This is a genomic window from Saprospiraceae bacterium, assembly GCA_016709995.1.
In the GTDB taxonomy this organism is placed as follows: domain Bacteria; phylum Bacteroidota; class Bacteroidia; order Chitinophagales; family Saprospiraceae; genus JADJLQ01.
In genome coordinates, this window is record JADJLQ010000001.1 from 2974844 (window position 1) to 2986218 (window position 11375).

General features: G+C 41.7%; 10 protein-coding genes. 4 read left to right on the forward strand and 6 right to left on the reverse strand.

Annotated elements, in window-relative coordinates; all coding sequences use genetic code 11:
* Positions 1-18: 18 nt before the first annotated feature.
* Complete coding sequence (locus tag IPJ09_12585; GenBank protein MBK7372255.1) at positions 19-1419, reverse strand: MBL fold metallo-hydrolase; 1401 nt, start codon at positions 1417-1419, stop codon at positions 19-21.
* 104 nt (positions 1420-1523) lie between these two features.
* Positions 1524-2351, reverse strand: coding sequence for a sulfite exporter TauE/SafE family protein (locus tag IPJ09_12590; protein ID MBK7372256.1), 828 nt, complete (start codon positions 2349-2351; stop codon positions 1524-1526).
* 179 nt (positions 2352-2530) lie between these two features.
* Here IPJ09_12590 and IPJ09_12595 point away from each other — a divergent pair, with 179 nt between their 5' ends.
* Both IPJ09_12595 and bla read left to right on the forward strand, forming a co-directional pair.
* Positions 2531-2830 (forward strand): DUF202 domain-containing protein, encoded by a 300-nt coding sequence (locus IPJ09_12595; protein ID MBK7372257.1) that lies wholly within the window; start codon positions 2531-2533, stop codon positions 2828-2830.
* Positions 2831-2962: 132 nt separating this feature from the next.
* A complete protein-coding gene (gene bla, locus IPJ09_12600; protein ID MBK7372258.1) occupies positions 2963-3856 on the forward strand; it encodes a class A beta-lactamase, subclass A2 in 894 nt (297 codons plus the stop codon).
* 77 nt (positions 3857-3933) lie between these two features.
* On the opposite strand, the gene IPJ09_12605 is transcribed toward bla, so the two are convergent.
* Entirely contained in the window at positions 3934-6060 is a 2127-nt protein-coding gene (locus IPJ09_12605) for a bifunctional aldolase/short-chain dehydrogenase (protein ID MBK7372259.1), read from the reverse strand.
* A 211-nt stretch (positions 6061-6271) separates the two neighbouring features.
* Here IPJ09_12605 and IPJ09_12610 point away from each other — a divergent pair, with 211 nt between their 5' ends.
* Positions 6272-7471 (forward strand): hypothetical protein, encoded by a 1200-nt coding sequence (locus IPJ09_12610; protein ID MBK7372260.1) that lies wholly within the window; start codon positions 6272-6274, stop codon positions 7469-7471.
* A gap of 71 nt (positions 7472-7542) precedes the next feature.
* On the opposite strand, the gene IPJ09_12615 is transcribed toward IPJ09_12610, so the two are convergent.
* The 3 genes from IPJ09_12615 to IPJ09_12625 all read right to left on the reverse strand — a co-directional run bounded on the left by IPJ09_12615 (position 7543) and on the right by IPJ09_12625 (position 10582).
* Entirely contained in the window at positions 7543-7974 is a 432-nt protein-coding gene (locus IPJ09_12615; GenBank protein ID MBK7372261.1) for a hypothetical protein, read from the reverse strand.
* A gap of 15 nt (positions 7975-7989) precedes the next feature.
* Positions 7990-9171, reverse strand: coding sequence for a hypothetical protein (locus tag IPJ09_12620; protein ID MBK7372262.1), 1182 nt, complete (start codon positions 9169-9171; stop codon positions 7990-7992).
* Positions 9172-9361: 190 nt separating this feature from the next.
* Complete coding sequence (locus IPJ09_12625) at positions 9362-10582, reverse strand: MFS transporter (GenBank protein MBK7372263.1); 1221 nt, start codon at positions 10580-10582, stop codon at positions 9362-9364.
* Between the two features lie 163 nt (positions 10583-10745).
* Between IPJ09_12625 and IPJ09_12630 the strand changes: the two genes are divergently transcribed.
* Positions 10746-11375: a hypothetical protein gene (locus IPJ09_12630; protein MBK7372264.1), complete on the forward strand. Its 630-nt coding sequence runs from the start codon at positions 10746-10748 to the stop codon at positions 11373-11375.

Consider the following 11375-nt stretch of genomic DNA (forward strand, 5'->3'; position numbering starts at 1 on the left):
CCTCTACCTTTTCAACTATTATGAAACAACAGCTTCAGCTGCATTTACCCATTCATTGATTCCTCCGGAAAAGTTTACCAGATTAGTATATCCTTTTTTTACCAATAGGGAGTAAGCGATGGACGACCTGTCCCCTCCCTGGCAATGGATGATGACCTTTCTGTCCTTTTTAATCTTTTCTAAATTTTCAGGAAGCGTACCGACAAAAATATTCTCTGCTTTGGAGATATGTCCTGCATTAAACTCAGCAGCACCTCTCAAGTCTACTACCTGGACACCATTATTATGTATCAACTGTTTGGCTTCCTCAATAGTAATCACATTTGCTTTTTGAAGGGTACCCCCAGCCTCAGTCCAAATGGAAGTAGACGGTACATAACCATAAATATTATCCAAGCCTATGCGCATGAGTTTTCTGGTGAGATCATCGAGTTGGCTTTCGTCCGCCAACAGCATAAAGGGTTCATCATACTTGATAAACCAACCCGCCCAGGTAGCAAAAGAATTATTGCCTTGTATATTGATACTGCCTGGGATAAACGCATTTGCAAAATCAGATTTACTGCGGGCATCTATCAATTTTATATCCTTAGCCAATGCTGCCTTTAATTCATCCGCTGAAAGTTTACTTAATACCGGTACCGAAGTAAGCAAAGGACGATCTACCTTGTTAAGATGTTTCATCATGGCAAAATACTTGGGCGGTTCAGGCTGATCAGCTAATAAATACTGGACAAATCCGGTTTCATCATCTGCATATTGGAAAGCCCAGTTTCTGGCTTTTTCATAACCCACTGTAGTGCTGGGTACAGAGCCTAATGCCTTGCCACAAGCACTGCCGGCGCCATGACCTGGCCATACCTGTATATAATCTTCCAGGGCATTAAATTTTCTAATTGAATCATACATCTGATGCGCGCCTACAGCTGAGGTGCCTGTGATTCCTGCTGCCTTTTCGAGCAAGTCAGGTCTTCCTACATCCCCGACAAAAACAAAATCACCTGTAAAGAGCATGACTGGTTTATTACTGGCCGGATTATCAGTCAGTAAGAAGCTTACACTCTCAGGCGTATGGCCCGGTGTATGCAAGACTTCCATCGTGAGATTACCTATTTTGATTTTATCACCATCCTTCAAACCAACATGTGGAAACTGATATTGCCATCCTTCACCACCTTCATCACTCAGGTATAAGTCAGCTCCTGTAAGCTGAGCTAGCTCCCGGGACCCCGCCAGAAAATCAGCATGAATATGTGTCTCGAAAATATGAGTTATCTTCATATTATTGGCCTTGGCGATTTCAATATAGGTGTCTACATCCCTTTTTGCATCAATCACAGCGGCTACACCCGCTTTTTGACACCCGATAAAATAACTGGCTTGCGCCAGACTTTTGTCATAAATGTGTTGAAAATACATAGTTATCTTTTAATTTTTTTAGTTAATGAATGTGCAAAGATGCCTGGACTTTCAGCCCGTTTTGGTAACATTTGTTGCACAGAATAACAAATGTTTTTTCTGGCTTAATGACCACCGAGCGTAGGAAAGTAGATTTCCTTCACAAAAATGTAAATGCCCATGACGAGCACAAACCATCCAAAGGATTTCTTCAGTTTATCTCCGTGTATTTTTTTTGACAAATAGATACCGATAAATATGCCTGCAGCTGCAAAAACGGTAAATCCTCCCAGAAGCCTCCAGTCAATAACTTCACTGCCTTGCAGATCGCCAATAAATCCGATGAGGGACTTAGCTGCTATAATAAACAAGGAGGTACCCACCGCCAGTTTCATAGGCATCTTAGCTAGTATCACTAAAGCAGGGATGATGAGAAATCCTCCGCCTGCTCCTACCAAACCTGTGAGCAAACCTACCAGGGCACCCTCCAATAATATCATAGGATAATTATATTTCATAGCCACAGGTTCATCAGATTCTGGTTCGCTTTTGCCAGGCTTAATCATGCTGATCGAAGCCAGTACCATGACCAAAGCAAAAAGCAACATCAATGCCACCGACTTAGTGACCATAAAGGAACCTATTGAAAAGAGTTCTTTCGGGATCAGAGGGACTATCCACATCCTGGTCACGAACACAGCGATTATAGAGGGAATCCCAAATATAATAACAGTTTTAAAATCTACTTTTTTGTGAAAGGCACTCTGTATCCCACCTACCAGGGCGGTGACTCCTACGATAAACAAAGAATAAGCTGTAGCCAACACCGGAGATACTGCTAAAATATATACAAGAATAGGCACCGTCAAAATAGAGCCTCCACTTCCAATCAGTCCCAAAGAAACACCTACGATAGCTGCTAAAAAAAATCCAAGAATCTCCATTATATTTATTTGAAGTGCAAAATTGAGCTTTTCAGTACGAGCTGATGGTTACAAAAGTTACATACCACTTTACTGTCTTATCCGGCTTGAATTAAAACTTTGTAGTGCAAATTGCTCATTTAAAGATTAATACAAAGGAGAAGCTATCGATTTATAAAATTATTTCAATGTAATTTGCACTTAATAACATGGAAGACAAACAACTAAACCTTCAAAATAAAGACCTCATCCTGAGAGAACGATTGGCCATTGAACGGACTACTATGGCCAACGATACTACATTGCTGGCTTTCATAAGAACTGCCTTATATTTTTATGTAGCAGGACTAAGCATCAACCAATTGCTCAGGGTTCAATACGGATTGATACTGGAGGTTGGTTTTGGGGTCATCGCTTTAATCATTCTCATCGTAGGCATCTTCAAATATAGACAGCAAAATGCCAAACTCAGAGAAAGTGAAAAACAGATTGGCAATTATAAATTATAACCAGCTGACACGATTGAAAATTTTAAGTTTGGCATCTCCACACTGATATGGATAAGCCTCTCTCGAACAACATTCGAATATTAACCTTCAAAACCTATCATTATATTTGTTGGTGATTCTATCTTCACATTGATGAAATCTATCTTCACCACTATTTTTCTGATATCTTTATGCACCACTTATAGTCTGGGACAGGATGATCTTTTGCTCAATCAATTAGTCCTTATCTGCCAGGATAAAAAAGCGACCATAGGATTTGCCATTCAAGCATTGGAACAGGAGGGCACCATCACGTATAATGATCATATACACTATCCAATGCAAAGTGTATATAAATTTCATTTAGCCTTGGCGGTCTTGAATCAGGTAGATCGTGGAAAATGGGACATAGATCAAAAAATTTGGATATCGAAGAAAGATTTATTGCCTGATACCTGGAGCCCATTACGCGATAAATATCCTAACGGTGAGCTCTATCTTCCACTTCGTGAAATCCTCACCTATACCGTTGCCCAAAGTGATAATAATGGTTGTGATATCTTGTTCAGGTTGATAGGTGGTCCTGCCAAAGTCAACAAATATATTCATTCTCTTGGCATCAAGGATATAGCTATCAAAGCCACTGAAGAGCAAATGCATAAAAAGTATAAAGCCCAATTTGCCAACTGGACCACTCCGACAGCAGCGATCGAAGCATTAAAAATATTCGACAATAAGCTCATCCTATCTCCGACTACAAAGAATTTTCTTTGGAATACCATGGTAAAGACCACCACGGGACCTAATAAACTAAAAGGACTTCTTCCTCATGATGCCATCGTGGGTCATAAAACCGGATACTCCGGCACCAATGATCAAGGCATCACTGCAGCATCCAATGACATTGGCATCATGGTACTACCCAATGGCAAAAAAATATCACTGGCGGTTTTTGTGACCCAGTCATCAGAAAATGAGGCTACCAATGACAGGATTATGGCAGAGGTGGCAGAGGCCGTCTGGAACCACTTTGTGAATTATCAATAATAAGGTAACTCCGCGCAATTTTGCAGGGAAGACAAAACTGCTTATGAAACAGTCAGATTCTCAGCAAAAAAACTTATTCAACGATAAAAGCCCATAGCAATGCCTCCATCTACATTCAGGGCATTACCAGTAGTTTTATTGAGCAGACCGCTTACAAAAGCAAAGGCTGCATTGGCTATATCCTCCGGCAGGATGATTTCATTGAGTAAGGTTCGCTTGGCATAGTAGGCAGGCAGTTCTTCTACTGTAATGCCATAAGCCTTCGCCCGTCCTTCAGCCCAACCACCCGACCAGATATTGCTGCCAGCGATTACAGCATCTGGATTGATCATATTGACTCTGATTCTGTCCGGTCCTAATTCTGCAGCGAGTAGACGGGAGAGATGGCCCTGCGCTGATTTAGCAGATCCGTATGCAGTATTGTTTGGCCCTGCTACGACGGCATTTTTAGACACGATATTGAGGATGTCTCCACCAATATTTTGCTTTTTCATGACCTTAATCGCTTCTTTGGATACCAAAAACTGGCCTTTCACCAGGATATCATAGATTTTATCCCAGTCTTTTACTGTGTGATCAGTGATTGACTTAGAGAGACTGATGCCAGCATTGTTGACGATGATATCGATGCCTCCAAATTTTAAAGCCAACTGTTCAAATGCCAGCTCAATAGATGCTTCGCTGGTGACATCCATCAGGGTGGCATCGATCACATCTTTGCCAAAAAGTTTGACAAATTCCTCTTTTGTTTCATCCAATCTACCGGAATGGATATCATTAAGTAATATACAAGCCCCTTCTTCGGCAAATTTTTTGGCAATCGCTTTGCCAATACCTCCTGCCGATCCGGTGATTAAGGCTATTTTGCCTGACAAGGCTTTTGGTTTAGGCATCCGTTTCAATTTGGCCTCTTCCAAAAGCCAGTATTCGATATCAAAAGCTTCCTGGCGAGGTAGTGCCGTATACGCTGAGACTGCCTCAGCCCCCTTCATCACGTTAACAGCATTGATATAATACTCGCTGGCAAGCCGGGCAGTGGTTTTGTCTTTAGCAAATGTAAACATACCGATGCCCGGATATAATAACACCACAGGATTGGGGTCCCTCATAGCAGGGCTATCTACATGAGCACAGGCATGATAATATGCCGCATACATGTTGCGATATTCCTCAAAACCAGGCAATAATTCTTTTTTTATCTCTTCAGGGTTAGTGAGGTCTGCATCCGGTGCCAATGGCAATATGAGTGGGCTTATTTTGGTGCGCAGAAAATGATCAGGGCAGGAAGTGCCCATCGGGGCTAACCTTTCCAAATCATGGGAATTGACAAATTCCAATATTCTGGCATCATCTGAATAGTGTCCTATCATGGGTTTGTGTGACGAACAGAGTCCCCGAAGGATGGGAGCGATAGCCGCCGCCTGTGTATGTCGGTCGATCCCATTCAGCGAGTGCATTTTCATGCCTCCAAAGACAGGCCGGGGATGGCCCATGTTATTTTCTAAATATATGGCACAAGCCTCTATCACCTCCAGGGTATTGATATAACTCTCATACGAAGTATCTCCCCAGGTAAATAATCCATGGGAACCCAACATGATGCCTTTAAGTTGGATCCCCTGGGCAAGACTATCTTCCAGGCATGATCTGAGCTTCAGACCCAAGTCGAAGCCGGGTCGTTGCCAATCCACCCAACCGATGCTTCCACCAAATAAATCTTCGGTGATCTTTTTGCCGTCTTTTGCTGCTGCTATGGCGATGGCAGCATCAGGATGCAGATGATCGATGTGCTTAAATGGCAGAAATCCGTGGAGTGGAGTATCAATAGACGGTGCCTTAGAGTTAAGATCAAATATACAATGGTTGAACAGTGCTACCATTTCGTCTTCATGCTCCAGTCCACGATATACCCGCTCCAGAGCCAGAAGTCTGTCCAGGTATAGAGCAGCACATCCAGATTTTTTTAAGGTGCCGATATCACCACCAGAACCTTTGATCCACATCACTTCGACAGGATCTCCGGTCAATGGGTCCTTGTCCTGGATTTTTACCGATGTATTACCACCTCCATAATTGGTCAATCGCAGATCAGCACCCAGCAGATTGGATCGATAGATAAAAAGATCTACTTCATCTTTTAGAGCCAACGCTTTGGTTTCTTCCCATAGGTAACTCACATGTCGAAAACTTGATTGATTGAGCATGGTGCCAAAAATAGTTATAATGTCTCAAATCAAAATATTCTTGACAGCATAAATACATTGATATGGATCAGCAAAACCAGATATAATCATCAGGTCAAGGTATTGGGTTTAAGTTCAACTTTGATGGGTAGATCAGCACCTGAAATTAAAGAAACTATCAAGGCGAACACACTGATTTAACCTCATAAAGAATATGATAAATCAATGCCTTATGAAAAACCATGCTTATTCGATACCTAAAATGATATGGCTGGTAGTATTTCTAGCTTTACCTTCCCTGGTATCAGCCTTAAAAATTGAATATGGTAATACAGTGATCCTATCTCAACCAATTCATGAAAATGTATATATCTCCGGAGGCACTATAACTATCAATGCTCCAATATATGGTGACCTCACTGTGGCAGGAGGCACCATCACAATCAATGACAGCATTTTTGGGGATGTATTGATGGCAGGTGGTACCATCATCCTCCAGGGATATATCGCACAAGATCTCAGAGCTGGCGCGGGGGACATTAAAATTTATAATACCATCGCTGGTGATGTATTGATAGGGAGTGGGTCACTGGTCTTGTACGAGCAAGCTCAAATAGGCGATCTCATCATAGGAGCAGGAAATGTCGAAATAAATGGTACCGTAAATGGCATTTTAAAAGCTGGTGTGAACGAGTTTAAGCTCCATGGCACCGTAAAAAAAGATATGAATATCAAGGGGGCTACCATATCCATCCTGGGAACTGTCGATGGAAATGGCACGCTGGCTGCATCCGAAAGTATCCAATGTGGATCAAAAACTGTCTTTAATGGGAATATAACCTATTGGGTACCTGGCCCTACCCCTAATTTCACAGAAGCATTGAGACCTCCGACTCAGACGATATTCGATTCGAGTTTAAAAATGTCTGAAGCGACCTGGTACAAATTGGGCTGGGGATCCTTAATGATTTTGTGGTGGTATCTGGGTACAGCCCTGCTCATGATTATGCTCATTCAATATTTTTTTGCTCCTGTCTTGAGACAAGCCGTGGGCACTACTCAAATTATGACGCTGAAATCATTCTTGTGGGGGCTCTTATTTTTTATAGGATTGCCAATAACCATCCTCATTACTTTTGTTACCGTCATTGGATTACCGATCGGCTTGATCCTATTATTTGCGCTTATCTCCTTGATCATTCTGGCAAGTTGCATCGTGGCAGTGACCTCAGCGCAATGGTTTATGATACAGTATGGCAAACAATATAATTTTTGGCAGGTGGTTTTATTGGCTTTTGGGTTTTTCGTCGTGTTCAAAATGATTGGATCGACACCGATCATAGGGTGGGTTTTCACTTTTATTACTGTCAATATTGTCTTTGGCGCCATTTTAATAAATATCCGTTGGAAAAAGCATGCTTTTGTTGATTAATCTTGTAGGATATCGAGGCAAAATTTGATTCAAAACTATCTATTGATGTATATCGCTAACAGGGTTGATAACTACGATAAAAAAAGCCTTTCAAAGCTCTTGTAATCCGATTGATAGTCTAACCATACAGCACAGAGACAGCCTTCATAGTAAGGAAATAATTTCAAATCTTGACCGGTGGGAGGCGGATTTTGGTATAGACTCGTGTAGATCATGCCATCTGGCCTGGAGATCGTGTGATCATCTGTAATCCAAAATACTTTTTTGTCTATAAATGAAAAAGCATCATACCATTCAAAAGGGATGATCAGATGATCTACTAAAGGCAAGGGCAAATCCGGATCTGTGATTTGAACAAACACTTCTGTTCCTTCCAACCAATCTCTGATTTCAATAAGATTGGGATGAGTCTGGACCAAAGAGATCATAGGCACACCGGCTGCAGCACAAATCCTTGCAGTATGCAGGTCCGGAACAGAGGTCACTAAGGATACAGATTCCATTACTCAATATCGGACTTAAGATTCAAAAAAACAGGAGGAGGATCCTACCCACTTAAAATCGGCATTATATCGCACTCCTATCATTTTTCCTTTACTCAGTCGGGCTAGGTTGTGGACTACTCTGGGTCTTTTGTCAGGACTCTCCCAAATGGCCATCATGCGAATCTCACATTTTGCCGGCACATCCGGTGTTTTAATGATTGGGTGGTAGTGGACTTTTTTCTGCAAAATCCATTCATTGGGATCTTTGATGTTTTCGATATCTTTTTGGGTTACATCGATGACGACACCCATACCCGCGTACGAGTATACCGGCTTGAGTACATATTGGCTGAGATCATCAGGAATGTTTTTAAGATCAGATACAAAGGTGGTCTCAGGCACAAAATCACTTTTAATATAAGGTAAAGTGTGCTTGGATATCCTGCAAAACCAGTTCGGATGAGGTATCCAGGTGACATCCAGGTCCTGGCGCATATCGACATGAGGAATATTCATAGAATAAAATTCATCAAAAATCAACCGATTGTAGATCTTGGATATCTTTTGTTTTATACCATTTTTCTCATAATATAACTGACGCCCATCCTGCATCACCCTCGTGATACAAACCGCATCGATCCCCAATAGTTTTTTAGTGGCTGCAAAGTCGATCCTGGTTTTTTGTGACTCTGGCTGATAATCCATCAATACCACTTCTTCGACAGGAGTATCACCTACAAAGGTTTTTTTAAGCAAAGAGATATATTCTTCTTTGGAAATATTTACGAAATTGTCATATTCCATAGGTATATCAAAAGCCTGCCTGTATGCATCCGCTTCAATGACCTGGAAACAATATAATGAAGGAAACCCCTGCATTTCAATCAATTGAGGATTGATCACCCCTTGATCGTCCTGGCAGATGCCGAAATCAAAGATCAAAGTAGGACAATAACCTGGATCATTGGCGAATCTCAGGTCCGGTAGAATCGCTTTTTCGGAAGTATTTAAAAATTGTGGGGCCACGATGGTATCTATCAAGTCTTCACACGCTTGGAGCAACTTTACCCTAAAGTCTTTGGGGATAAAAACAGGGGTCTCAGCAAGGTGAAATTGAGCTGACTCACCCAAAGAGTCCGACACTGCTTTTAGATAGGCAGCATATTTTTGATCGTTAAAGGAAGCGTTGTACCAATTGCGTAGTGATTCTATCATAAGACTGTAATAAATTAAGCAGTAGTATCTTTTTGTAAGAAGTCAAAGAAATAGTCTTTCCATTTTCCTTCGAAGAGCAATTTACTCTTTGTTCTAAATATAATATGGTTTAAGGCTAATTTTTGTTTGGACAAAAAAAAACCTTGAAGCAATCAACTTACTTCAAGGCCTTCTTATAAAAAAATATTATTTAATGGGATGCCTTTACTCCGGCTGAATACTTATCTCTAAAGAAATACAGCAGACCGAATGCAATAATGAGGATCATCGGAAACCAGGCAATATTATCCAGAGTAGCTCTTCCTGCAGCAAGCTCCATAGCATCACCGGTCAGACCACTAGCGACTGCCTGGGCCTTTTCAGTATCTAGCCACTTTCCAATGATAGGCTGACATATGGCCAAACCTACCATCCCTACTCCACCGATGAGTGACATTCCCAAAGCTCCTGTTTTTGGCAAATAAACAGCTACAAAGGATATCATATTGGGCCAGAAAAAACATACCCCGATGGCAAACATGATCGCTGCCAAATACACCATTCCACCAGAAGCTACGCTCATAAGATAGATGCCTGCTAAAGATACAATAGCTGAACCCAGTAAAACACCAGGTATGCTTAATCTGTGGATGATAGGACCTGCAAATAATCGGCCGATAGCCATCAAGCCGGTCACAAGAAATAATACCACTAAAGGCTGAGCACCAGTAGCACCAAGGATACGCTCCACCCACGATTGAGTACCGAGCTCTGTGGTGGCGGTAAGTACCATACAAGCCAGCATAAACAAATACAATGGGGATGAAAATATAGCTTTCATGTTCGAAGCAGTACTCGCTTTGTCCATCTCATTGGCAGTCTTTGGAAACTGCTGACCATAAAACAAAAATCCATATATAGCCAAAGGAATATACATGACAGCGATTTTCATCTGCCAGGTACCGCCCATATTGGCTATAAACAATGCTACCAAAGATCCGATGGCAAGACCTCCTGGAAACCATACATGGAATCGATTGAGCATGGTAGCTTTATTGTCTTCATACATGTCAGAGATCATCGGGTTGTATGCAGCTTCTACCATACCGTTACCAAAACTGACAAAAAAGGTGGAGAGAAATAAAGGCATAAAACTATGTGACAGGATACTAAAAGTAATCCCTAATAAATGACAGAAGAATGCTACCCACCCAAGCCTCTTTGGCCCGATAGAATTGTATAATGGACCGCCTACCAGGGTCGCTATCGGAAAGCCAAAAGCACCCATAAAGTTTATCCATCCAAGTTGAGTATCCGACAAGCTGAAAGCACTGGACAGGTCATTCATGATACCCGCGCGAATGGCAAAAGCGAATGCAGTAGTGATCAAGGCAAAACAACTTGCCATGAATAATCGATTTTTATTGATCATAAGTTTTACAATTAAGGTTTTTTATTCGGTCGAATATAGGAATTTTTGGATGTATTGCCCACCGGAATAAAATAAAATAATAGTCCGTGCTATGAATGGATAAAATCCTAAGCAGAAACTTCTATATATTTGACGCTTCACCATCATTTTTCGGAAAACAAATATGGCTATCACACGTACTTCATTTTTTCTGTTGGGATTGATCCTGGTCTCTTCCTGCGCCCAGATATCTTCCTTTCAATCCGCTCGCACCACTCCTAAAAACGAAGGCGAATTTGGAGCCAGTATCAATGTCGCAGGGATTAGCGATGGATTTGATGGTGGAAGTTACGGAGGGGGCGTAGTAGAACTTTGGGGACGATATGGTGTCGGCGAGAAAACGGACCTGGGTCTGAAGCTCAGTACCGGCCTTACATTTGTATTTGATGTCAAGCAACAGCTGGTAGGGGATCAGCAGTCAAAATTTGCGCTCGCTATAGGAGGTGCAGCCGGAGGTTTTTTGGCAGGCGAATTTGTACATCAATTCCATCTTCCTTTATATCTTTCATTACATCCTTCCGAAAGAATAGCCTGGTACCTGACTCCAAGATTTATCAATCAAGGGATTTTTGGTCAGGGCAATGTCAATTACTTAGGTTCTTCAATAGGCGTTTTATTTGGGCGCAAAGTTAAATTTGGCATAGATCTAAGTTATGCTGGAGCCTTGGCAAATACTCCAGAAGGGTTGCAAGACAGCAATTTAGGCGTAGGATTATTTAATATTGGATGGGGCGTGAAGGTCCCGATCAAGTAG

What these genes read in the sequence shown, in the direction of transcription:
- IPJ09_12585 (MBK7372255.1), bottom strand. Translation starts at nt 1,419, where the DNA reads ATGTATTTTCAACACATTTATGACAAAAGTCTGGCGCAAGCCAGTTAT.
- IPJ09_12595 (MBK7372257.1), top strand. Translation starts at nt 2,531, where the DNA reads ATGGAAGACAAACAACTAAACCTTCAAAATAAAGACCTCATCCTGAGA.
- bla (MBK7372258.1), top strand. Translation starts at nt 2,963, where the DNA reads ATGAAATCTATCTTCACCACTATTTTTCTGATATCTTTATGCACCACT.
- IPJ09_12605 (MBK7372259.1), bottom strand. Translation starts at nt 6,060, where the DNA reads ATGCTCAATCAATCAAGTTTTCGACATGTGAGTTACCTATGGGAAGAA.
- IPJ09_12610 (MBK7372260.1), top strand. Translation starts at nt 6,272, where the DNA reads ATGAAAAACCATGCTTATTCGATACCTAAAATGATATGGCTGGTAGTA.
- IPJ09_12615 (MBK7372261.1), bottom strand. Translation starts at nt 7,974, where the DNA reads ATGGAATCTGTATCCTTAGTGACCTCTGTTCCGGACCTGCATACTGCA.
- IPJ09_12620 (MBK7372262.1), bottom strand. Translation starts at nt 9,171, where the DNA reads ATGATAGAATCACTACGCAATTGGTACAACGCTTCCTTTAACGATCAA.
- IPJ09_12625 (MBK7372263.1), bottom strand. Translation starts at nt 10,582, where the DNA reads ATGATCAATAAAAATCGATTATTCATGGCAAGTTGTTTTGCCTTGATC.
- IPJ09_12630 (MBK7372264.1), top strand. Translation starts at nt 10,746, where the DNA reads ATGGCTATCACACGTACTTCATTTTTTCTGTTGGGATTGATCCTGGTC.